The sequence below is a fragment of the Microcoleus sp. AT3-D2 genome, assembly GCF_036705715.1.
Classification (GTDB): Bacteria; Cyanobacteriota; Cyanobacteriia; order Cyanobacteriales; family Microcoleaceae; genus Microcoleus.
In genome coordinates this window covers 20,008-42,755 of the sequence record NZ_JAUBVE010000067.1, presented here as the reverse complement: position 1 = coordinate 42,755, position 22,748 = coordinate 20,008, and the positions used below count along the sequence as shown (strand labels likewise).

The 22,748-nt window shown below is 46.0% G+C and carries 16 protein-coding genes and 1 tRNA gene; 9 read left to right on the top strand and 8 right to left on the bottom strand.

Annotation, left to right across the window (positions count from 1 at the left end; translation table 11 throughout):
- The first annotated feature begins 91 nt into the window (after positions 1–91).
- The 3 genes from QUB44_RS23355 to QUB44_RS23345 all read left to right on the top strand — a co-directional run bounded on the left by QUB44_RS23355 (position 92) and on the right by QUB44_RS23345 (position 3,434).
- A complete protein-coding gene (locus QUB44_RS23355) occupies positions 92–688 on the top strand; it encodes a VapE domain-containing protein (RefSeq protein ID WP_333371186.1) in 597 nt (198 codons plus the stop codon).
- Between the two features lie 362 nt (positions 689–1,050).
- Positions 1,051–2,511 carry a hypothetical protein gene (locus QUB44_RS23350; RefSeq protein ID WP_333371184.1) on the top strand — a complete coding sequence of 487 codons (1,461 nt, stop codon included), beginning with the start codon at positions 1,051–1,053 and terminating at the stop codon, positions 2,509–2,511.
- Between the two features lie 224 nt (positions 2,512–2,735).
- Positions 2,736–3,434 (top strand): hypothetical protein, encoded by a 699-nt coding sequence (locus tag QUB44_RS23345; protein ID WP_333371182.1) that lies wholly within the window; start codon positions 2,736–2,738, stop codon positions 3,432–3,434.
- Positions 3,435–4,038: 604 nt separating this feature from the next.
- On the opposite strand, the gene QUB44_RS23340 is transcribed toward QUB44_RS23345, so the two are convergent.
- Positions 4,039–4,111 (bottom strand) — tRNA-Thr (locus tag QUB44_RS23340).
- Positions 4,112–4,255: 144 nt separating this feature from the next.
- Positions 4,256–6,415 carry a WD40 domain-containing protein gene (locus tag QUB44_RS23335; RefSeq protein WP_333371180.1) on the bottom strand — a complete coding sequence of 720 codons (2,160 nt, stop codon included), beginning with the start codon at positions 6,413–6,415 and terminating at the stop codon, positions 4,256–4,258.
- Positions 6,416–6,798: 383 nt separating this feature from the next.
- Between QUB44_RS23335 and QUB44_RS23330 the strand changes: the two genes are divergently transcribed.
- The 5 genes from QUB44_RS23330 (at position 6,799) to QUB44_RS23310 (ending at position 16,386) form a co-directional block, all read left to right on the top strand.
- Complete coding sequence (locus QUB44_RS23330; RefSeq protein ID WP_333371178.1) at positions 6,799–7,941, top strand: sulfate ABC transporter substrate-binding protein; 1,143 nt, start codon at positions 6,799–6,801, stop codon at positions 7,939–7,941.
- Positions 7,942–8,044: 103 nt separating this feature from the next.
- On the top strand, positions 8,045–8,905 hold the full coding sequence (gene cysT / locus QUB44_RS23325; RefSeq protein ID WP_333371175.1) for a sulfate ABC transporter permease subunit CysT: 861 nt from the start codon (positions 8,045–8,047) through the stop codon (positions 8,903–8,905).
- A complete protein-coding gene (gene cysW, locus QUB44_RS23320) occupies positions 8,895–9,779 on the top strand; it encodes a sulfate ABC transporter permease subunit CysW (protein ID WP_333371173.1) in 885 nt (294 codons plus the stop codon). The genes cysT and cysW overlap by 11 nt, the downstream gene beginning before the upstream one ends.
- A gap of 234 nt (positions 9,780–10,013) precedes the next feature.
- Positions 10,014–10,373: an NIL domain-containing protein gene (locus QUB44_RS23315; RefSeq protein WP_333371171.1), complete on the top strand. Its 360-nt coding sequence runs from the start codon at positions 10,014–10,016 to the stop codon at positions 10,371–10,373.
- A gap of 658 nt (positions 10,374–11,031) precedes the next feature.
- On the top strand, positions 11,032–16,386 hold the full coding sequence (locus tag QUB44_RS23310; RefSeq protein ID WP_333371169.1) for a DUF4347 domain-containing protein: 5,355 nt from the start codon (positions 11,032–11,034) through the stop codon (positions 16,384–16,386).
- Between the two features lie 145 nt (positions 16,387–16,531).
- Here QUB44_RS23310 and QUB44_RS23305 read toward each other — a convergent pair whose 3' ends face one another.
- Positions 16,532–16,912, bottom strand: coding sequence for a cytochrome c (locus QUB44_RS23305; RefSeq protein WP_333371167.1), 381 nt, complete (start codon positions 16,910–16,912; stop codon positions 16,532–16,534).
- A 180-nt stretch (positions 16,913–17,092) separates the two neighbouring features.
- On the opposite strand from QUB44_RS23305, the gene petG reads away from it, so the two are divergent.
- Complete coding sequence (petG, locus tag QUB44_RS23300; RefSeq protein ID WP_006632329.1) at positions 17,093–17,212, top strand: cytochrome b6-f complex subunit V; 120 nt, start codon at positions 17,093–17,095, stop codon at positions 17,210–17,212.
- 100 nt (positions 17,213–17,312) lie between these two features.
- Here the strand turns inward: petG and QUB44_RS23295 are convergent, their stop codons facing one another.
- The 5 genes from QUB44_RS23295 to QUB44_RS23275 all read right to left on the bottom strand — a co-directional run bounded on the left by QUB44_RS23295 (position 17,313) and on the right by QUB44_RS23275 (position 22,727).
- On the bottom strand, positions 17,313–17,531 hold the full coding sequence (locus QUB44_RS23295; RefSeq protein WP_333371165.1) for a hypothetical protein: 219 nt from the start codon (positions 17,529–17,531) through the stop codon (positions 17,313–17,315).
- Positions 17,532–17,553: 22 nt separating this feature from the next.
- The gene (locus QUB44_RS23290) at positions 17,554–18,636 is read right to left on the bottom strand and encodes a glycosyltransferase family 1 protein (RefSeq protein ID WP_333371163.1); all 1,083 of its coding nucleotides are present in this window, start codon (positions 18,634–18,636) and stop codon (positions 17,554–17,556) included.
- A 92-nt stretch (positions 18,637–18,728) separates the two neighbouring features.
- Positions 18,729–19,799, bottom strand: coding sequence for a glycosyltransferase family 1 protein (locus tag QUB44_RS23285; RefSeq protein WP_333371161.1), 1,071 nt, complete (start codon positions 19,797–19,799; stop codon positions 18,729–18,731).
- Between the two features lie 14 nt (positions 19,800–19,813).
- The gene (locus QUB44_RS23280) at positions 19,814–21,943 is read right to left on the bottom strand and encodes a glycosyltransferase (protein ID WP_333371159.1); all 2,130 of its coding nucleotides are present in this window, start codon (positions 21,941–21,943) and stop codon (positions 19,814–19,816) included.
- A 250-nt stretch (positions 21,944–22,193) separates the two neighbouring features.
- Positions 22,194–22,727 carry a hypothetical protein gene (locus QUB44_RS23275; protein ID WP_333371157.1) on the bottom strand — a complete coding sequence of 178 codons (534 nt, stop codon included), beginning with the start codon at positions 22,725–22,727 and terminating at the stop codon, positions 22,194–22,196.
- Positions 22,728–22,748 lie beyond the last annotated feature (21 nt).

Genomic DNA, 22,748 nt, shown 5'->3' with positions numbered 1-22,748 from the left:
TAAGTTAGGGTGAATCCGACTTCTAAACTCTAAACCTAAACCCTGCCTACTGTCTAGAACGAAATAGCCCTGGGTTTGCAATAGTAAGTGGATTATTGAGCTAGGAGAGTGTGAAGATAGTCTTACACCTTATCTCTTAAGTAAATTAAAGGGGTTTATTACGAAAACAAGCGACACCTATCGCAAGCCTTATGATAGTAAACCGATTACAATCCCTCGACAGTTTATTCTGGTAGGTACAACGAACAAAGATAAGTTTTTAGTTGATCCTACAGGTAATAGAAGATTTTGGTGCTTAGATGTAAACGAGAAAATAGATATTGACTGGGTAAAAGAAAATAGAGATTTGATTTGGGCTAGTGCTGTTAAAGCCTATAAAGATAATTATCCTATCTACTTAAATGAAACTGAGCAAGAAATGCTTAATGCCGTAAATAAAAAATATGAAGCAAATGATATGTGGGAAGATATAGTAGCTGATTGGGTAGAGAAACAAGAAAAGCCTTTTGTTTTGAGCGATGTCTTAACACAGGCTATAGGAAAAGAACCTAAGTCTTGGACTAAAAAAGATCAAGAAAGGATTACTAATATTCTGACAGGTTTAGGCTTAGAAAAACCCACTAAAGCTAGTAGAGTCAACGGTAAGTCGGGTAGATACTGGCAAGTACCTGTGGCTGTAACTAGGTAATTGCTCAGTTACGGTTGAGTTCCAAGCTGAATCCTTTATATATCACGGGGTTCAGCTATTTTGTAACTGTGTAACCGTGTAACTGTAAAATTTTAAGTAATCGTTTGGATCGATCGGTAAATCTAGTTAATTGATAGACCCGGAGAAAATAAAGATCCAATGGTGTTAAAGTTAGTTGAGTTACAGTTACATAGTTACACAGTTACACTTGTCAGGATAAAGTCACCTACTGATAAATAGCTAAAACTATTGCTATAGAATTTTAAGGCTTCAGACAATTAGGTGATTTAAGTCACAGTATATGCAGAGGACTACTGTTAAATTCATAATCATAATTACCAAAAATAAAGGAGTTAAGTATTATGGAAGTGGCTATATCTATGTTCTTAGCTGAAGAAATCACCGCTACTGATGAAAGATTAAACTATTTATCGCATGAGGAGCTGAGTCTAATTTGTCCTCATCGTGAGTGTAGGGAACTTGTCTTCCATAAGCCATGTATAGAGGGAAAAAGAGTTCCTCACTTCTCTCATTTCAAAGAGACAGGCAAGAACTGTAAGTTGGAAAGAAAGGGCAATACCCATTCCGGTGAACCCAGTAAGGATTCAGAGAGTAGAGAACAAAGCTTAGAAAAATTCCAGACTAAGTTTAAAGACATCCTCGACCAAGCCATAATTAATAATCCTAATCAAACAATCTCAAGTATTAATGAGCTTAAGGAGTGTAGGCTTCAAGGTCTAAGCTTAGTGGATACACATAAAATTGATATTCCGTCATGGTTAAGTTGGTTCAAAAAGGAAAGAAAACTTATTGAAGAAATTGCCTTATCTTTAATTAAAAACAATAATGAATTATCAAAAATACAGGGTCGAGTTTTAACATATATAGTTGATTACTTATGCGTTCCTGCTAGTGAATACATTTTAGAGGATATCCTTTACTATGTGTTTTATTTGTTAAATAAAAACGTCTCTGTTAATAACGATTCTCAGGAAGTTTGCTCTAAAGTTATTGAGTTAATACTTTATGTTTCTCGAAGCTTAACATTTGATGAGTTCCCAAGTGAAGCCATAGGGAAACATGAGATTTTAAATTTTGGTAAAACCCTAGGTGAAATAGGTACTAAGCTAGAAAAGGAACATCAACGTATAATAAATGAACCTGAGCGAGGTTTTGGGTTCAATAAGTTCGGATTATACCGTCCGTTTGGCTACGAAAGCTGGAAAGAAACTGAGCTTGAGTATATCTCTGGCAAGCGCAAACAGAACAAAAAAGGGAAAATAAGGTATGTTAAAAGTAAGGGAAAATCTCCCCAAAAGTTGAGTATATGTTGGGAAACAGATGGTAGCGAACAGCATCTCATCTTTAAGCATAATAGCGTGATAGTTGCAACTTTTTCTAAACTGAACAATGACTCACTTCAGTGGAAACCTTTATCGGGTTTTAATAAGTTGTCTAGACAGATTGCAATTCCCACCTGGTATCAGTACGACCCTATACTGAGTACGTCTCTAGAGCAATTTTTTTTACAATGGCTAGTGAGTCAAGGATTTGCCGAACACCTAAGCCTATGCTCTCGTAGACGAGCATATTCTCCTGCATTAGTAAAGCTACTACTACTGTATATGTCTTATGCAGCAGAACAGACAGAAATATCTACAGAAACCGAATTACTAGGAAGTGATATGCAAGTATCCCTAGACAAGGTAGGAGAAACCTATAAGAACCTAATATCAGGTCTGGTACAGGATACCCCCCATATGAAGCGAATCTACGAATTAGACGAAACATTTGCTCTACAAGCAGTCAAACCCACTGAATAGACCTCTCTAGTGATACTGGAAACAGCAGTAGAACCAACCACGTCACCTCCTACTCCAACAGTCGATGTAATGACAGAAAACTAAAGAGAAACAGTTAGGGTACGTGTGGTGAATACTCTAGCTCTTTCTTTACAGGTATCTGTAAAGGTAGCTACTAAACTATAAAACCTTAACTAAAAGTCATTAGTAGAAGTCAACAAAACACACAAACAATGGAGTCAACCATGCTAGACCTAAGCGTACTCGGACACACAACTTGGGCATATCGTTCAACCGAAAATATCCGTTACGAATACCGACTCGGTAAGGGTACAAAAAACAAAAAAGGTGAGATTGTCTACAAAGAGATCAAGGGTGAAAGTCCAAAGGAAATATCAGTTACTTGGACGGAGGATCAACTAGGTCAGCATCTCCTCTTAAAGGATAATACAGCAACGGTCGCAACCTTTAGCTTACTCAATGACAAAACAATTGTTTGGCAACCTCTAGAAGCTTATGAACGGGAACAAACGAGAATAATCGCAATACCCACTAATCCGAATAATGACCTAGTAATAGCAGAAACCCTTTTCTCTTTCTTTGAGCAATGGTTATACTCAAAACCGTTTGCACAGCGTTTAGATCAGTTGAGTAAGGAATTGGTCTATCCCCCTCGACTTGTCAAGCTGTTACTTTTGTTTATGGCGTACCAAGACGAGCGGTCAGACAAAGGTCAAGACGCTGCTGAATTGTCGATGATGATGAATATATCACTTGATAGTGTTGTTCAAAAGTTTAAATCCTACATAGAGCAATTGACGGGGGATGTTCCATATATGCAACGTCTTTATAATGTAGATGAGAAGTTTATCTTGTCTCCTGCTAAGCCCACAACACCAGCGATTGAGTCTATACAGGTAACTCCTTCTACTCCTGATGTGTAAGTAGTCGAGCCAATGCCACGATCTACTAATGAACCCTTACCCTACTAGATAGCCAACCAGCTCTAAATCCCTATCTAGCTTAGCTTTACTTCGCACTTTTTATACACTACTAAGATAGGACATTATATCTAAAAAGTGATATAGGAAAGTATATATGAAATATGAGTATCTATAGGAACAGAGTAGAGACGATAGCTAAATGGTTGAGGTTGGAGTAACCCGCTTTCCCTATGTGCTTCTATTACATAATTTATTTCAATGCAAACTCAAGCTTCTATAACTAAAACCAATCATATTATATGCCTCTAGATTGAGCTACATGGAGCTATAAGGCACGTAGGGGTATGAATCTACATTTATTGTGTAGAGGAGCCTTAAAACTCGATTTAAGAGGGATAGAGTGAGATGTGACCGCTTAGGGTCTAGGCAAGTAGAATTATTAGGAAGTAATTATCTTTCTATCTAAAGAATTTTGATTTACTTATAAAGCCTAGCTTTAAGACCTTAGTTGGGTATGAAACAGGTATTGTGGTACTAGACCCACTTCATACCTAGAAATGAGCAGAAGGCTAGAAGTGTTATCTAACCTTGGTTTGAGCTATAAAGCTGGTGACAGGATTTGAACCTGCGACAGGCTGATTACAAATCAGCTACTCTACCAACTGAGTTACACCAGCAGTGAAACTTAATATAGCAAACTTATAGTCATCAGCGCAACCCCCCCAGCCAACTTTTTTTTCAAATTCCCCCAAAATCTCTCCCCGCAAGGGCTGAACAAAAATGATCTTCCTCTGAGCAATGCCCGATGCTTTTGGGCCCACTCACGAATCGCAGCGCCAAATCTTAATCGTCTGATCCGCACTCCCGCTGGCGAGCAAATTGCCCGAAGGTGCGATCGCCACCGAGTACACCGTACCCGAATGTCCCTTAAGAGTGCTCAACAGCTCCCCGGTCTGCAAATTCCAAATATTAATCGTATTATCATCGCACCCGCTAGCCAAAGTCAAACCGTCCCGACTGATAGCAACCGACTCGCCCCGACTCACATAATTCTGCAAAATATGCACCGCCTCATTCGTTCCTAAATTCGTTACACCGTTTCCCCTCCCAGAATTAGTATTTAAAATCCGCAACAAACTGCCCGTGTGCAAATTCCGCAGCTTAATCGTATAATCATTGCTGACGCTAGCAAGAATCTGACCGTCCGGCGCGATCGCCACAGAATTCACCCCAACATTCAACCCCGAAAGAGTCCGCAGCAACTTGCCACTTTCCACATCCCAAACCTTGCTCGTCGCATCCGAACTGCCACTGGCCAATATTTTACCGTCCGGGCTAAAAACCACCGAATTCACATTGTCAGAATGACCCCTCAAAGTCCGCAGCAACTCACCACTCCGCCAATTCCATAGCTTAATCGTATTATCAGCCCCGCCGCAGCTAGCAATTACCAGACGCTTCGGGTTAATCGCCACCGAATTCACCTCCATAGAATGTCCCGGAAAAGTACACAGCAAATCGCCGTTATGCAAATTCCAAAACTTAATTGTTTCGTCCGAACTACCGCTGACCAACATTTTTCCGTCATAGCTAATAGCAACCGAATTTACGCGATCGGAATGTCCCGTCAGAGTGCCAATTAATTCCGTGGTTTCTAAATCCCAAATCTTAATAGTTTTATCCCAACTACCGCTAGCCAAAATTTTGCCGTCAGGGCTAATCGCCAGAGAATTCACAAACGATGAATGTCCCGGCAGCGTATATACACACCGCCATTTCTGATGTTTTAATTTGTGAGCTAATTCCTTCACCCGCTTAGCTGCCGCCTCAGCTTCCTCTCTGCGTTTGAGTTCAGCCTCCTCCAAACGCTGGCGTTCCGCCCTAGCTTTCGCCTCTCGCAGCGCCAGCCGCCGCATCTCTCCCTTATAGACTATTCGCTGCTGCTCCTGAATTTCTTTAAGAGTTTCAATATACGGTTTTGCCCAATCTTTAGAAAACCATTCCTGAGCAAATTCCGCCTCTAAATTAAATAACTGAGGTTCGTGAGTAAAATCGATATTTAAATAATACAAATCCGCTAAAAAAGCGGCCAATAACTTGTGAATAGTCACAATTATTTGCCGAATAATCCGCAGGCTCAGCTTTCTATCTTTTCCCTCTGCCTCCAACTGGTGATAAACCTCTTCCCAATTCCAAGGCTGCATCGCCACTAGAGAAACGCTCTGATTGATGACTCCCCAAAAACCAACATGAAAATTAACTTCATAATCGCTGATATCGCTGTACAGTATAGCTGTCGGTACGGGAGACAACACAGTCTGCAACCGCTCCACATCAATATCAGAAATAGATTTTTTGAAATAGTCTCCGTAAAACTGAACCGGGCACAAATCTCCGTGCGGGGGGTAGTGCTGGTTCAAAAAAGCTCTTAACTTAGCCGGCAGCTCGATATTCAGATTGTGGCGAAACGAATCCGGGCAATCTTGGCTAATTTTTGCGGGAGCAACTAACAGCAGCAATCGGTGCTGCTGCTGCTGCAAAATCTGTTCAGTTTCCTGCCTGCTCAAATTAGAAAACCAGTTGTCCCTGTCCCAAATAGTTTGAATTTCGCTCAGCTTAACTCGAATTGCTTCTGATTGAAACTCCCGCATTAAGTCGCGGCAAAGTCGGCTAATTGCCCGCTTATCTCTTACTTCTTGTGCCTTAATTCGATTAGCCCGTTCTTCCTTTACCCTTTCTTCTGCGCCGGCGATCGCGATTAATTCTTGTTCTCTGGCCTGCTGCCGCTGCAAATATCTCATTTGTGCTTTAATCCAGCGGGGGTCTTTTTTGATTTGCTGGTTCAAAGCTGAAGAACCCGATGGCTCAATTTCTGCATAGCGTTCGCTGACAGCGTTTGCCCCCAATCTTTCTCCCAATTCAGAGGCTACAGGCTTCAACAGTTCAATTAGGGTGTCTGAGACTGGGCGGGGTAAGGACATACCAGTTAAAACTTTTTCTTACTTAAGGGCGATCGCGCGAGTCAGGTATATCTCGCTGGGGTGGGGACTCTGGGCAGGGCTATTACATTTGGGCGATCGGCCGATTGTATATGTAAGGCGTATCGTGCAGGCGTATCGTGCAGCCGCGCCAGCTTAGCACCTTAACTCAATAATAATATTTATTTATACACTTTACATTTTACCCCGAATCTGAATCGAAAACACCGACGGAAAAGACTTCAAGATATGCGATCGACCCTGAGTTTACCAAATTCGTTTTTTTTGTTGCCATTTCACTCGCTCTTGTCTATAATCGTACTTCACAACCATAATTACGGTATTCCGACCTAATAACCGTACTTTCTCGCTTAGGAACAAATATAATGAGTCCGTGGCAACGCCTAACTCAACACCTTCACTGGCCGCAAGAGCCATCAGCCAGCACAAATAAATCATTGACTGCCCTGAAAAGATTTGTGTCGCTATTTTTAGTGGGAATAACTTTAAGTCTCGCCGTTGCATCCTGTGGTCAGGGAACCACCAACAACCCCGCAACCACTCCAGGCGGTGGTAGCCCAGCAGCCAACAAAGGCAATGTAGAATTAACCCTAGTATCCTTCGCCGTCACCAAAGCCGCCCACGAAGCCATAATTCCCAAATTCGTAGAACAATGGCAAAAAGAAAAAGGCCAAACCGTCACCTTCTACCCAAGCTACGGCGGTTCCGGTTCCCAAACTCGCGCCGTAATTGACGGTTTAGATGCAGACATCGTACACCTAGCCCTCGCCCTCGACACTCAAAGAATCGAAAAAGCCGGACTAATTGAGCCTGGGTGGGAAAAAGAAGTCCCCAACGAAGGCATAGTCAGCAAATCCGTAGGAGCAATAGTCACCCGCGAAGGCAATCCCAAAGGCATCAAAACCTGGGAAGATTTAAGCAAAGACGGAGTAAAAGTGATTACTGCAGATCCCAAAACATCAGGCGTTGCACGCTGGAATTTCCTCGCACTCTGGGGTTCGGTTGTTAAAACCGGAGGAGACGAAGCCAAAGCATTAGATTTTACTAGCAAAGTCTACAAAAATGTCCCCATCCTGACTAAAGACGCCCGCGAAGCCACCGATGTATTTTTCAAACAAGGCCAAGGCGACGCCTTAATTAATTACGAAAACGAGGTTATTTTGGCTGGTGAGAAAGGCGAAAAACCGACTTATACTATTCCAGACGTGAATGTGTCGATCGACAATCCCATTGCCATCGTCGATAAAAACGTTGATAAACACGGCACTCGCGAAGTCGCCGAAGCATTTGTCAAATTTCTGTACACCCCGGAAGCTCAGCGAGAATTTGCTAAAGCAGGCTTCCGCCCAGTAGATGCGACAGTAACGGCGGAACCGGAATTTGCCCAAAAATATCCCCCCATCAAAACCCTCTTTACAGCTCAAGACTTAGGAGGTTGGGGAGATATTCAGCAGAAATTCTTCGATGACGGAGCTGTTTTTGACAAAATCCAAGGTTCAATTAGATAGTAGTGGCCGGGGCGGGTTTACGAGATGATTGGTTTTAGGCAATTATTATTGGTAAAACCAGCCCCTACAGCAATTATTCTTTCCAACTCAAAACTCTTCACTTATGGCTGAATCATCTGCAATCAGTAACCCTCAATCTCCGATCGAAAATATCAAAAGGGCGATCGGCAAAATCACATTACCTTGGGGAATCACCCTAGGCTACCTCAGCTTAATGCTGTTAGTTCCAGTTGCAGCATTGCTGCTGAAAGCCAGCACAGCAAGCCCCGCAGAATTTTGGAAAATTGCCACCAGTCCGATCGCCCTTTCCGCCTACGATGTCACCTTCTTTACGGCATTAATTGCGGCATTAATTAACGGAGTATTCGGCACATTAATTGCCTGGGTATTAGTCCGCTACGACTTTCCATTAAAACGGATTATAGATGCAGTCGTCGATTTACCCTTTGCACTCCCTACCTCCGTCGCAGGTTTAACCCTCGCCACAGTTTACAGCGATAACGGCTGGATTGGTTCGCTTTTTGCACCTTTGGGAATCAAGATATCCTTTACTCGATTGGGCGTAGGTATAGCGATGATATTTATTTCCTTGCCATTTATAGTTAGAACCGTACAGCCAGTTTTACACGAAATGGAAAAAGAGATCGAAGAAGCAGCTTGGTGCTTAGGTGCTTCTCAATTTGAAACCTTCTGGCGGGTAGTTTTGCCGCCGCTATTTCCGTCTATTTTAACCGGAGTAGCACTCGGCTTTTCGCGAGCAGTTGGCGAGTACGGCTCTACTGTAATTGTAGCTTCTAACATACCCTTCAAAGATTTAATCGCGCCAGTATTAATTTTTCAAAGATTGGAACAGTACGACTATGCAGGAGCAACAGTTATCGGCACTGTCATGTTAGCTATTTCCCTGACAATGCTGTTCGCAATTAATCTCTTACAAGCATGGAGAAGACGCTATGACGGCTAATATCAATTCACCCGCTGATTACAACAACAAATTTCCGCCCGTTGGTTCTAGCCGGCGTCAAGAAAAAGCGTGGGTCAAACCCACTTTAATCGGAATTGCGCTCGGCTATCTTGCTCTTGTGTTATTTATCCCCACCCTCAACGTTTTTTACCAAGCTTTCAGAAAGGGAGTAGGGCCATTTTTTGCTAACTTAACATCGCCAGATTTTCTGCACGCAGCGCAACTTACCCTAGTGATTTCTCTGATAGTTGTGCCTATAAATACAGTATTCGGTTTGTGTGCCGCCTGGGTAATTGGCCGCCATAAATTTCCGGGCCGCACGCTATTAATTAGCATTTTAGACGTGCCTTTTGCCATATCTCCCGTAGTTGCAGGTTTAATGATTGTACTGCTTTACGGTCGGGTGGGATGGTTCGGGCCGTGGCTGGATGCGGCAAATATCAGGGTTATTTTTGCCTTCCCTGGAATGGTGCTGGCTACTGCTTTTGTTACCTTGCCTTTTGTGGCGCGCGAAGTAATTCCTGTTTTGGAAGAAGTGGGAACCGATCAAGAAGAGGCGGCGAAAACTTTGGGAGCAAATGACTGGCAAATTTTTTGGAATGTCACGCTTCCCAGTATTCGCTGGGGATTGCTTTACGGAGTAATTTTGACCAATGCTAGAGCAATGGGAGAATTTGGAGCAGTCTCGGTGGTGTCTGGAAATATTGCTAAAAAAACGCAAACTTTGCCTTTGTTTGTAGAGGATGCTTACAAGCAGTACGCGACGCAGGCCGCATTTTCGGCTGCGGTAGTTCTCGGTCTTTTAGCAGTTGTTACCCTCGTTCTTAAGGAGATTTTAGAACGAAAAACTAGGATTAAAGAAGTTGAAGAATAGTCATTAGTCATTAGTCATTAGTCATTAGTCATTAGTCATTAGTCATTAGTCATTAGTCATTAGTCATTAGTCATTAGGGCTTTAGGGTGCGCTGTCAACCTCATCCCTCAAACCAGTCATTATTAAGCTGCGACGCTATCGACAATCTGGTTGGAATATCGAAAATATCGCAGATCCGCACCCTACAAGATATTGGTGCAAAATATAAACTGAAACAAACATCAGGAGGCTTAAATGTTAGCTCACAACACTAGCGAATCTCAATTTGAGGCGATCGGCGATTTTCACAGAACCCAAGAATCAGATATTCCCAAATCTGATAGTGGTGACAGCAGACCAACTCAAACCCGCATTCGCATTCGTGTTCCTAAAGAGTACCATCAGGAACCTGTAATCTCTAACCTGATTTCTGAATACGGTTTGACGGTGAATTTTAATGCCGCTTTGTTGGGTGTCAAAACTTTAGATGACGGTTGGTTTGACTTGGAACTTAACGGTACAACTAAACAGATTGAAACGGCTCTGATGTATCTCAATGATTTAGATGTGGAAATCTGGAGCAATTCCAATAACCCGGCTGAAGAAACTTGGTAATTAGTGAGCCTTGGACGCACACAACTGGAAGAGGAGTTAATATTCGGGACTGCCACGCCTAATTTTCTTTCCTCTTGCCGGTTTATTGAGTCTAATAGTCTCTAGGAATGTTAGTCATGAGTCAGCCTATCTATTCCTGTAAAATAACCGTTATCAAGGTTCTAGTGAGGAATGCAAGCCTTCATAAAACTCAGAGGACTTGCATTCCTTACTACCAAGCAAGTTGACTGCGGTTGTTCGATCGCACATACCGATAATTCAGCAGCCAACAACTACCAAATAATATCAGCTTACAGCTAATAACCGTGACTGATAACTCTTGATTAACAAATATCGATCGCCCTCAGTTAACTATTGGATTGATAATTTTTATAAAATCTGGTGTTTTCTCCATCTCTGGTATATCAGTAAACAGCGCGCAAGTCTTCTCCAACATTTTTGTAACAGCCGGAACAATATCCCCCTTTAAAACTTCTAAGCAATCAAACTAACTCATTTAGGGCATGAAAGCATAAAAAAAGTTTTTTGTCAATATTCAATTTAGGTGAAAATTAGGGGCGATCGACTCTCATCCGCACTCACCGGAAAAAACTCGATCGCTGTTGCGGTTGGTTTGTGATATGAATTTGATGTGTGCGTGTACCAGGAGAATTTGAACGTGGAACTCTATAAAGAACCGAAACACCAGATTGTTTTTGCAGATTCACAAGTTAAAGATTGCGAAAGTTTAACAGAAACGGTCAATCCCGATACAGAAATTGTTATTCTCAAAGCCGATCGCGACGGCATCGAGCAAATCGCCGAAACACTTAAACAGCGGCCAAACATTGCAGCCGTCCACATTTTGTCTCACGGCGCAGCAGCCAGCTTGCAACTGGGAGGCACAGAATTAAATCTCAGCAACATTGAAAGCTACCGCAATTATTTAGAAACATGGTTTGCTTTGCCAGCAGCCGAAGCAAACTCCAACTCTTCAATTACAGCTAAACCAGAAATTCTGCTTTACGGCTGCAACGTCGCCGCCACAGAAGCAGGTGTCGCCTTCGTGGAAAGGCTGAGCCAGCTCACGGGAGCAAATATTGCCGCTTCCGATAACTTGACTGGGAATGCTGCGTTGGGTGGAGACTGGGAACTCGAAGTAACTACGGGAAACATTGAAACACCTTTGGCATTTTCTGCTGAGGCGAGGGAAGCTTATAGTGCAGTTTTAGTCGCCACATTTGGGGAACTGCAAGATGCGATAACTCTGGCTAACGCTTTGCCCAATGCAGACACGATCGCCATCACAGGCAACATCGCCTTCGGGGTGGGACAGGTTCTGCCCAGGATTTCCACCCCCATCACCTTTACCGGCGGCGGTTTCACCCTAGATCTCGGCAATAACCGGGGCTTTTTTGTAGACAGCGCGACTGCCCCAGTCAGCTTTTCCAACCTGACACTGACCGGTGGTCGAGCGCAAGGCGGTGCCGGTACGGGCGGCGGCGGCGGTGCGGCCGGCATGGGCGGCGCACTATTTATCAACAGCGGCACTGTCACAGTTAACAGCGTTACCTTCAATGGCAACAGCGCTACCGGCGGCGCGGGCAGCCCCCCCCCCGTCGCACCCGCAGTCGCAGGCCCAGGCGGCAACACCGATTTTGCAGGTCTGTTTCCCTTCGTTTCCGCAGGCGGCCCCGGTCAAACTGGTCTTCCCGGCTTGGTAAATAACGGCGCTGCAGGTGGACCCGGCGGCCCGGGAGGCAATGGTGGCGCTGGCAGTGGCGGATTGCCAGGAACTGGTCTTAACGGCGGAATTGGTGGCGCGGGAGGGGTTGGTGGCAGCGGTACACCGGGCGGTACTAATGGCGGAGTTGGCGGCCCTGGCGGTGCTGGTGGCGCTGGCGGCCTCGGAGGAGGAGGCGGAGGAGGAGGCGCCGGCGGCGCTGGTGGCGTCGCCGGCAGTGGCACAGTAGGTGCAGCCGGCCCTGGGGGCATTGGCGGCGCTGGCGGCTTCGGAGGAGGAGGCGGCGGCGGCGGCGGGGGTGTTGGCGGCAACGGCGGTGTCGGGGGCTTCGGAGGAGGCGGCGGCTTCGGTACAGTAGGCGGAGCCAGCACGACAGTCGGAGCTTTCACCCCGGGCGGCGTCGGCAGCCCAGCCGGCGGCGGCGGCGGTGCTGGTTTGGGAGGCGCAATTTTTGTTAATACTGGCAGTTTGACCCTGAACAACAGCACTTTGTTCAGCAACACAGCAACCGGAGGCGCGGCTGGCGGCGTGGGGGCGACACCAGGACAGGGCGCGGGTGCGGCGATTTTTGTCAACAGCGGCGCTACTGCAACTCTGACTAACAACACTATCACTGCTAATACTGCGGCTGCGACTGCTCCTGCTGTTGCTGTAGGGGGGGGTATTGCTACTAACGGCGGTATTGTGGATCTCAGAAATTCGATCGTCGCCGGGAATTTGGGCGGCGCGAATCCTGACGACGTGTTCGGAACCTCTTTCGCCGCCACCAGTATCAACAATTTGATCGGGATCGTTGCTGGCAGCAATTTACCTGCCACCCAGCAACTGACCGTTCCTCTAGCAAATGTCATCGCCCCTACCGCAGCATTGAACCAGGCTACAGGCGTTCCCCTGACTTATGCTTTGGCTGACAGCACTGGGACTCCTAATCCGGCGATCGATACTGGGGATGCCACGGCTGCGGCTGCTGCGGGTGCGACTGACCAGCGGGGTGCTGGCTTTCCCCGGACGATCGGCGCTAGTGTTGATATCGGTGCTTATGAATACGGCCCGATCGTCACAGGCGTTAAATTCAACGACCTTAACGGGGATAGCCTGCAAGGTGCCGCGGCGACTGAACCAGGTCTTCCGGGCTGGGTGATTTCTGTAGGCACGAAGAGCGCTACTACCGCAGCCGACGGCACTTACATCCTCCGCGACGTAAAAACAGATACTCCGATTACAGAAGCCCCGCCCGCTGGAACGCCTCCGACTGCTTGGGTGCAGACCCTCGGCCCGACTCCGGCAAATACGGGTATTGTTAATGTCACGGGTGCCAATTTCGGCAACTTCCAACTGACATCGATCGCAGGCAAAACCTACACCGATATCGGGGGCAACGGCTTCACGCCCGATGACACGGTATTAAACGGCATCACCGTTAACTTATACAAAGACACCAACGCCAACGGCACGCTAGAAGTCGGCACAGATACTGTTGTCGGCACTGCACAAACCACTGCAGGAGCCGGAGATTACACATTCTCGGAGATAGGCCCCGGCAATTACCTGATACAAGCCACTGCCCCAGCCAACTCCAGCATCTCTTTCCCCGTTGCCGCAATTCTCGTTAGTGCCCAAAGCGGTACTCCCGTCACCGGTCAAAACTTCGGCGTTTTCCAAAACATCACCGTTAGCGGCACCAAATTCACCGACCTCACAGGCAACGGCTTCTCTGCTGACGACACCCCCCTCAACGGCACTACCGTTCGCTTGTTCAAAGATACTAACGATAACAGCACTTTAGATACGGGTGACGCGGAAATCGCCTCTCAAGTTACCGGGACAGCGCCAGCGGCTGCTGGGACGTATAGCTTTGCCAACGTCGGCTCCGGTCGGCACTTTGTGAGAGAAGACGTGCCGACGGGATTCTCACAAACCGCCGGACCGACTTTTTATCCAATTAACCCAGTCAGCGGCACAAACATTACGGCTCAAGACTTCGGCAACTTCCAGTTGGGCAAAATCAGCGGGATCAAATTTAACGATCTCAACAAAAATGGCATCCAAGATGGGCCAGAAGAACCACCGCTAGGAGGCTGGACAATTTACTTGGATGCCAACAATAACGGCGTGCAAGACGCAGTAGCAGCCGAAACAGGCACTAACGCCGCCGTCACCGATGTCGCCGGTAACTACCAGTTCACCAACTTGCCAGCCGGCACTTATACAGTGCGGGAAGTGCCACAAACAGGCTGGACGCAAATTGTGCCCCCCGTCAACGAAGCTACGCCTACTCTTTCCGGCGCGTTTACGATCGCCGTCACCAGCGGCACAGACTCCCAAAACAACAACTTCGGCAACTTCAGACCCAACTCGATTAGTGGTCTTAAGTTCAATGACCTCAACAGCAACCGGGTACAAGATACCGGGGAACTAGGGCTGGCCAACTGGCAATTCTTCCTCGATACCAACGATAACGGCACTCTCGACACCGGGGAACCGAACACCCTCACCGATGCCGCCGGTAACTACCAATTCCTCGATTTATCAGCAGGAACCTACAAGGTGCGGGAAGTCTTGCAGCCTACTTGGACGCAAACTACCCCCGACCCGGATGACATCACTGTCACCAGCGGTCAAGACATCGCTAATATCAACTTCGGCAACTTCCAGTCGAGCACTATCAGCGGTCAAAAATTCAATGACCTCAACAACAACGGCGTTAAGGATGCCGGAGAATTGGGGCTAGGTAACTGGCAAATATTCCTCGACAGTATCACTCCCGATGGCATCTTTCAGCAGGGCGAACCCACTACCATCACTGATGCAGCGGGCAACTACACTCTCCGAGATATACCCGCAGGTACTTACCAGGTAAGGGAAGTCCAGCAAAATGGCTGGACGCAGACGACCCCCAACCCCGCCCCCGTTACGGTTAATCCCTCCGATAACATCACAGGCATTGACTTCGGCAACTTCCTGCCCCAACCCGGGGCGATCCAAGGTCTGAAGTTCCAAGACACCAACAACAATGGCACTCAGGATGCTGGAGAACAGGGTTTACCCAATTTCCAAATTCAGTTAACCAATGTCGTAGCTGGAACTGCTCCTGATCCTGTTACGACTACCACAGACAACAGTGGCAACTACCTGTTCGCGAACCTAACCCCGGGAACCTACCGCGTCACGGAAATCAACCAACCTGGGTTTACCCAAAGCACACCCCAACCCGCCGACATCACCCTAACTTCGGGCGCTATTGTCAGCGGCATCAACTTCGGGAACTTCCCAGCGCCGACGCCGACACCTGAACCGACGCCGACTCCGACGCCTCCGCCACTGCCTCCTGTACCCACGCCGACGCCTGCACCGACGCCGACACCTGAACCGACGCCGACGCCGACACCACCTGTACCGACGCCGACGCCGACACCACCTGTACCGACGCCGACACCACCTGTACCGACGCCGACGCCGACACCACCTGTACCGACGCCGACGCCGACACCTGAACCTGTACCGACAGATTTGGTTTGCCCTGAGAACTTCCCCAGGATAGCTACTCCCAATGAGGCGGGCACTCCTTCAGCGGGTAATGTGATCAATGGCCCTAACGGCGACGATACGATCGTGGGTAGTGTCGGCAGTGACTCTATCTTCGGGTTGAGCGGCAACGATTTGATCTTTGGTCGAGGGGGCGGTGACTATATCAATGGCAATATGGCCAACGATACTGTCTACGGAGGCATCGATAGCGATACTCTCTTCGGTGGCAAAGGCTTTGACCTGGTTTTTGGCGATCGCGGTAACGATACGATTTATGGCAATCGTGGCAACGATTCTCTTTCTGGCGACGAAGGCAATGACTTATTGTACGGGGGCAAAGCCGATGACGTAATTTTGGGAGGCGCTGGCGACGACGTGCTATTTGGCGATCAAGGCAATGACACTCTCTGCGGCGACGACGGTAACAATACCTTAATTGGCGGCAGCGGTGATGATTTGCTCTTTGGTGGCACCGGCGATAACTTGCTCTTTGGTGGCATTGGCAGCGATACCCTCGTCGGTGGCAGTGGCAGCAATGGCTTTGTCTTGTCAGCGGGCGGAGGAATTGACACGATTTTCAACTTCACCGCAGGAGTTGATTCGATCGGGTTGGTGGGAGGCTTGGACTTCAATCAACTGTCGTTAACCGAAACTAATGGCTCGACGGCGATCGGAATCGCCAACAGCGACCAGATTTTGGCTATACTGACGGGCGTACAGCCGAGCCAGTTATCGGCTCAAAGTTTTAGCTTGCTGGTTTAGTCCGCAGATCAAACTCGGCAGTTAAAGTCGAGCATACACTTGCCTGCCGTCCCAGCAGAGAGGGACTAACGGAAAGCAGAACCTCTAAGCATAGGTTTCGAGGCTTTGCCAAAGAAGGGGAACAAATTCCGTTCCCCTTCTTTTGTCAAATTTGTTCGAGATACTTCAGCAAGTCGGCCATTTCTTGCGGACTCGGCTGAAACTGTGGCATTGGTGGGGTTTGCCCGCTGGTAACTTGCCGGATCAGATCGAATTCGGATTTGCGCTCGGACACTCCGTGCAAGTTGGGCCCGACTTGACTGTCTGAAACGGAGATGTGACAACCCGCACAGTTCATTTGAAAGATGGCGGAACCCTGAAACGGGTTGCCCGTGAGGGATAGTACGCTTTTGACGTAAGGATCTGCGACTTGAAAGTGACGAATTGTGATAATTGCCAAGATGATGGCAAGCAACACCGCTAGCGCAAATATGGCCAGTCGCTCGATCGGGTTTTTAATTTCATTCCTGGCAAGTTGGTTATTCAAAGGAGTTCAATTAAAAATAGTATCTACAAGAAAATTTATTTCTCATAACATAGCTTAATCGTTCGCAGCGGGGAGAGCAAGATCTAATACTCCCGGAAGGACGTTTTTCGGAAAATCCATCTGTGTAAGTGCTGGTAATATTAAAAATAGGTTGTTAAATCTTAACGTTAAGGAGCTCTCATGGTAGAACCGCTGCTTTCAGGTATTGTTCTGGGTCTAATCTTTGTTACTCTGGCGGGGCTGTTTTTTGCTGCTTATCAGCAGTACAAGCGCGGCGATCAGTTGGGTATCAATAAGTAAAAGAGGCTACAGTCCCTAACTCAGGCTGTCAGGGGGAGGGGGAATTGGGAATTGGGAATTGGGAATTGGGCATGGGGGATGGGGCATGGGGCATTGGTCATTAAATCGGCCTACTTCCTTCTTCCCTCTTCCCTCTTCCCTCTTCCTTCTTCTCGACATCCGTTACATCCGTTACATCCGTTACCGAATCCGTTGCCGAACTTCCCTCTTCCTTCTTCTCAACATCCGTTACATCCGTTACATCCGTTACCGAATCCGTTGCCGAACTTCCCTCTTCCTTCTTCTCAACATCCGTTACATCCCTTACATCCGTTACCAAATCCGTTGCCGAACTTCCTTCGTTAAAGATATCGATCGAGAATAGCAGCAGTTTCCAAGCCTGTTTTTTCCCAGCTAAATTGTTTTGCTCTGGCTAAACCGAGCTTCCGCAAGTGCGATCGAACTTTGGCATCGACTGCAAGCTCTTGCATAGCCGAAGCAATTTCCTCGACGCTGTAGGGGTTGACTAATAAGGCGCCGTCCCCCGCCACTTCGGGCATTGAAGACAGGTTAGAGGTGATGACAGGAGTGCCGCAGGCCATTGCTTCGAGCACGGGGAGGCCGAATCCTTCCCAAAGACTGGGGAAAACCAGGGCGATCGCTTGGTTGATGACTTTGAGCAAGTCGGCCGCGGGAATGTAATCTAAGAATTTTACTCGATCGACCAATCCCAATTCTTGAACCTGTGCCTTCAGCAGCGGCGTGTAGCGTTTGTCTTCCGAACCTGCTATCCACAATTCGTATTCGGAATTATGATGCAAAGCAGCAAAGGCTGCTACAACTCGCTGCACGTTTTTATAAGGATTGTGGCGACCGATATAAAGAAAATAATTGCTTGTTGGCAAGTCTAAAAAACGGAAAAAACTGGTATCATATCCGGGGAAAATTGGCGTAATTAAATTAGTAGGAATCTTGCAAAAATTAGCGATATCTTTGGCAGTTGATTCTGAGTCGCAGATGACGTGTTGAGCCTGCTGCAGCACTTGGGGAATGTAATAGCGGTGGTAAGGCGTCAGAGGATCGAAGCGGCGGGGAAATCGCAGCGCTATCAAGTCATGTACTGTAATTATATAGCGGCAACCTGCAAATAAAGGAGCTTCGGGAATTGGGGAAAATAACAGGTTAGATTTTAGCTGTTTGTAAATTTTGGGGAGTTGGGTTTGTGTCCACAGTAATCGGTTGATGTGTCCTTTGGTTCCTTGTTCTGGTGTGAGGTTTGGGGGGATTTGGTAGCAATTGCTATTGGGGAATTTTTCGGCGGTTAGTAATGTTGGGTTGAGGGATTTTAGGTGGGGAAATAGGTTTTTGGCGTAGATGGCTAAGCCGGTTGGTTTGGAAATTAGGAAGGAAAGGTTGATTAGTAAGTTAGATTGGGGATTGGGCATGGGATAATATGTAGATTGCGGTTTTTGGTGGGATTTTTTTAACCGCAGAGGGCGCAGAGGACGCAGAGAGGAGAAAGGAAGAGAGGGAAGATTTAAAGATATTGTTGTAAGATGTTGGCGGTTGCTGTTCCGGTTTTGTGCCAGCTAAATTGAGATGATCTGGCTAAACTAGCAGTTTTTAAGTTCGATCGCACTTTTGAATCTGTGGCTACTGTTTGCATGGCTTCGGCTATTTCTCCGACGCTGTAAGGATTGACTAATAATCCGGCATCTCCGGCTACTTCTGGCATCGATGACAGGTTGGATGTGATGACGGGTGTGCCGCAAGCCATTGCTTCTAAAATTGGTAAGCCGAATCCTTCCCAAAGTGTAGGGAAAACTAGGGCGATCGCCTGATTCATCAATACGGGCAATTGAGAATAAGGAACGTAACCGAGAAACTTTACCAAAGATTGTAAACCTAATTCTTCCACTTGTGCTGTCAACTGCGGTGTGTAGGCATTGGGAGGCCCTGCTAGCCACAATTCGTAATTTGTGCGATCGGGCAAACTCGCAAATGCAGCAATTAATCTTTCTAAGTTTTTGTAAGGATCGTGTCTACCCGTATAAAGAAAATAATTTTTGGTTGGCAAGTCGAGATATCTAAAATTAATATTATCGCAAGCTAGGGGAATTGTGGTCATTTTCTCAGGCGGAATGTGGAAAAAATTAGCAACATCTGCCGCCGTTGCTTGAGAATCGCAAATAATGTGTTCTGCTTGTCGCAAAACCTGCGGTATGTAGTAGCGGAAATAAGCTGTTAATCTAGAAAACCGTTGGGGAAACCGCAAAGGAATTAAATCGTGAACTGTGACAATGTAGCGACAGCCGGAATACAAAGGTGCTTCGGGAATAGGGGAAAATATCAGGCTTGACTGCAATTTTTTGTAAATCTTTGGCAAGTTGAATTGAGTCCACAGCAGCCTGTTAATTTGTCCTTTCGACCCTCGATCCGGTGTCAGAGTTTCTGGGATTTGATAGCAAGTATAATTGTCAATTTGCTGGGAAGTAAGTAATGTTGGTTTTAGCTTTTGCAGTTGCGGGAAAAGATTAGCTGCATAAGTTCCGATTCCCGTTGGTTCAGGACTTAAGAAGGATAAATTGATTAAAAGTGGGTTAGACACGCTTGAATTAGCCTTTAAGTTCGATCGAGCATTTGAGCTATATCGGCAGGATTTGGCAGCCGAATTGTAGCATACTCTTGATGAATAATATCAAAAAAACTATTGACTTTTTTTTCAAAATGTGCAAGTCTAAAGTTCTGACTGCGTTGCTGTGCACCAGCTTGAAGTTCTGCTAGCAAATCAGGATTAACAATTAGTTGATGTGAATGCTGACAAAGTTCCTCAACGGTATTGAACACAAAGCCCGATCGCCCATGTTCGACAATTTCCGGTTGGCCGCCGCCGTTGAAAACAATCGGAGCACAACTGTTGTGCATTGCTTCCACAGTCGCCATCCCGAAATGCTCAAATCTTTGAGGATTGACTTCACCCAAACCGCAGCCGTGCCAAAATATGCTTGCTCTAGCATAAAGCGATTTTACCTCATCGAAGTCAACATTGACTTTTAGATCGATCGCCCTTGAATCTTGCTTCAATAAATTCTGAACAGTCTTTAAATAAGGATTTTTCGGAATGCTGCTGCCAACTAAAATTAGTCGCCATCCTTGAAAATCTTCGGGGTAATCCGCTAGCAAACTGCGGAAAGCTTTAATTAGTTCAATTTGCTTTTTTGTTCCCCCAGCTTCAAACTGTCCCACCGCCAAAATTATGTTTTCTTTCGGCACTTTAACTGTTGCCATTTCCACGGGCGGATAAAGCAGAAAAGTTGGCTGTAGGTTCCAGCGTTTCTCCAACCACTTGACGGTAAATAGACTGTTGGCAATAATGAAAGTGTAATCATCGACAGCAAAGTGACGGTTGCGGAAGGTATTGGGAAAGTGACAGAAAAATACTGAGATTGGCGACAGTGGTTTAACTTTTTCCAGTTGGTTCGCGTTGATGAAAATATCGTAGTTTTTGCTTTCTCTGGCAATTTCATCAAAGGGATTTTCCATATCCTCCACGATGATGCTGGAATCGATGCACTGCATTCCGCGTTTCTCATAAAACGCCAAGGGAATAATTTTAATTTTGCATCCTGAAAGGTTGAGTCCGTACCACGATTCTAAATCGGAAACAGCAACTGGTTTGTTAGCAATAAAAGTAATGTCAAATTCATTTTGTAACAGCGAGGCGAGGGTAGCGACGTATTTTTGACCGCCACCAATAAAATGCAGCCCATGATCGTAAATGGCGATCGACATTTTGCGATCGCCCCGAACCACCTGTAAGCGAGACAAAATGCGATCGATCTTCATCCGACTGTAAATCACCGCCAACTTTTCCGACAACTGTGGCAATACAGTTTCGATGATTTCTGGTTTCTGATAATCTAGAAGTTTTTTAATCGCTATAAATAAACTCTCGAACAGCAAATCGTACTGCTTATTAGTAAAAAAATCCGAAGTGTGAATTGCTTTGACTAATTGCAACGGTTCATGTTTCGCCAAATACAAAAACCGATTGCGGTTGCAGAAATACTCTGTCAGTTTGCTTCCTTTACTCGAACCCCGATATTCGTGATGGGCGATAGCTGCGGGAGTATAAAGCATTTTCCAACCGCGTTTGTGGCAGCGTTTGGCAAACTCTACATCCTCGAAATACATCACAAAATCTTCATCTATTGGCCCGACATCTTCCAGACATTCTCTCCGAAAAAGCACCGCCGCCCAACAAAGCCCTTCGACTTCCCGTTCTGTATCGTACTGTCCCGAATCTTTTTCGCCAAAACCGACATCTTGCCAATAAAAATTAGGTAATTGCTGAATACCTGCGCTGTTAATTCGCCCGTCTTTAAACAACAATTTGCCGCTAGTCGCACCGACATTCTTATTAGTTTCTAGCAGTTTGACAAGAATCTCTAACCAGCGACTGTCAAGGGTGGCATCGTTATTTAGAAAGCCGATATATTGCCCTTTTGCTTTGCTGATGCCGAGGTTGAGAGCTTTAGCAAAGTTGTTGGCGGAATTGACAAAAACGCGAACTTTCGGAAACAGTTCGCGAAGGGAATTAACGGAATTGTCTTGAGAACAATTATCAATTACAATTAAATCGAGTTGCTGTTCGGGATACGCAAGTTTTTGTAGAGATTTTAAGCAATCTTTCGTGTAGCGCAGACCGTTATAGTTAACTATAATTAACGAGCATATTGGCAGTGCAGTCATTCGATTTTAGATTTTAGATTTTAGATTTTAGATTTTAGATTGAGTAATTGAAGGATTGAATAATTTTCGATTTGGGATTTGGAATTGAAGAATTTTCGATTGAAAAATTGAAGGATTGAGGAATTTTCGATTTGGAATTTGGGATTTTCGATTGAGGAATTGAATAAGTTTATATTTTTGATTGAAGCATTGCTCTCGCGAATAAATCTGGGGCCTTGTGACCAAATTATTTTGGGTCATCTTTGATGCTTTATTGTGGTTGATCGAGCAATTGAGCGGTAATCTTCTCTAAAATAGCAGTATGTTGCTGCTGCACTGCTTTAATTTGCTCTATTTCCGACTGAAAAGCTGCGATCGCCTTTTGTTGAGTCTCAAGCTGTGCTGTAACTTCGGGAGATGCGCTGCTGAACTCCGATTTAATTTTTTTCTCTAGAGTTTGTTGATTTTCTTGCAATTTTTGCAATTGAATGCTCAATGTTTGAACGACGCGGGTATTCGCAAAATTGTAAATTACTTGTCGTTCCAGTACGGGTCTGAGCAATTTTCTGACTATTTTCCTAACAGCAATTACTGCGGAACCAAGCCGCCTTTGGTAAGAGGTAATGGGGATGTTATAAATGTCGAAACCCGCCTTTAAAAGGGCGATATCTTCGTCATCTTCATTTTGGGCGATCGCACTATTTTCTCTTCCCAGCAGCGACGGCTGTGCAATACCAATTCGCGGCTCCAAAGTTTGCCGCAATTTATCTATTATCTGTTGAGTTGGTATTTCTTCGTACTGCAATCTTCCGCCTCCTTTAGATAA

What these genes read in the sequence shown, in the direction of transcription:
- cysW (WP_333371173.1), top strand. Translation starts at nt 8,895, where the DNA reads ATGACGGCTAATATCAATTCACCCGCTGATTACAACAACAAATTTCCG.
- QUB44_RS23345 (WP_333371182.1), top strand. Translation starts at nt 2,736, where the DNA reads ATGCTAGACCTAAGCGTACTCGGACACACAACTTGGGCATATCGTTCA.
- QUB44_RS23290 (WP_333371163.1), bottom strand. Translation starts at nt 18,636, where the DNA reads ATGCCCAATCCCCAATCTAACTTACTAATCAACCTTTCCTTCCTAATT.
- QUB44_RS23350 (WP_333371184.1), top strand. Translation starts at nt 1,051, where the DNA reads ATGGAAGTGGCTATATCTATGTTCTTAGCTGAAGAAATCACCGCTACT.
- QUB44_RS23315 (WP_333371171.1), top strand. Translation starts at nt 10,014, where the DNA reads ATGTTAGCTCACAACACTAGCGAATCTCAATTTGAGGCGATCGGCGAT.
- QUB44_RS23335 (WP_333371180.1), bottom strand. Translation starts at nt 6,415, where the DNA reads ATGTCCTTACCCCGCCCAGTCTCAGACACCCTAATTGAACTGTTGAAG.
- QUB44_RS23280 (WP_333371159.1), bottom strand. Translation starts at nt 21,943, where the DNA reads ATGACTGCACTGCCAATATGCTCGTTAATTATAGTTAACTATAACGGT.
- petG (WP_006632329.1), top strand. Translation starts at nt 17,093, where the DNA reads ATGGTAGAACCGCTGCTTTCAGGTATTGTTCTGGGTCTAATCTTTGTT.
- QUB44_RS23330 (WP_333371178.1), top strand. Translation starts at nt 6,799, where the DNA reads ATGAGTCCGTGGCAACGCCTAACTCAACACCTTCACTGGCCGCAAGAG.
- cysT (WP_333371175.1), top strand. Translation starts at nt 8,045, where the DNA reads ATGGCTGAATCATCTGCAATCAGTAACCCTCAATCTCCGATCGAAAAT.